General features: G+C 45.7%; 1 protein-coding gene. It reads right to left on the minus strand.

Annotated features, from left to right (window positions below):
• Nucleotides 1–694, minus strand: a 694-nt coding sequence (locus E1163_RS31740) for a hypothetical protein (protein ID WP_185155880.1), incomplete at both ends; no start/stop codon positions are given.

Below are 694 nucleotides of genomic sequence, written 5' to 3' on the forward strand. Positions count from 1 at the left end.
ATCATCTTTTTTGTTATCTGCCGCTTCAATGGCAAAATCCTTTAGATTGAGGCTTTTTGTCCTTTCAAGTAGTTTTATAAGGCGTTCGACCTGCCGTTGCCCTTCCCGGACGCTGTATACGACTGAACTATAATTTAAAAACACTTTGTTAAACGTATTTTTCATAGTCTCCAACACCTCAATATCGCAGCGCATCAATGTTGAATCTGAAGATATGGATAGCAGATTTATGATCACCTCTTTTTTTGCGCCACCACTCCCCAACCTTTCCAAAGCCTTCTGTACAAATTTTGGGTTGTAGACCAAATACTCTGATAAATATGCAGCCACGCCTTCCGTACTCCTTGGTGACCGAATGACCCTGCCTATATTTTCTTCCGTAACCGGTTCATTTCTTATGGCATCAATTCTCGCCTTTTCGGCAGCCACTTCTTCAGCTTTCTTCTCTGCTTCAACTTTCCTGGCAGCGTATGTGCTTCGTGCCGACTGAACGGCCTCTGCGGTCATAGATGAGGACATCAGGGCTTTTATTGTATTTTGCCCCGGATCAATACGTCCATCTACGCCCTTTCCACTCAGCCCCCTTACCTCTCGCTGAAAGACTTCTATCGCCTTAATGGTAGCCTCTAAATGCTCCGGAGCCATCTGAGCCCGGTACTGGGTATCGCTTTCGGCCTTTTCTACAGGTTGGGCT

It is taken from the genome of Fulvivirga kasyanovii, from assembly GCF_009711405.1.
Lineage (GTDB): Bacteria > Bacteroidota > Bacteroidia > Cytophagales > Cyclobacteriaceae > Fulvivirga > Fulvivirga kasyanovii.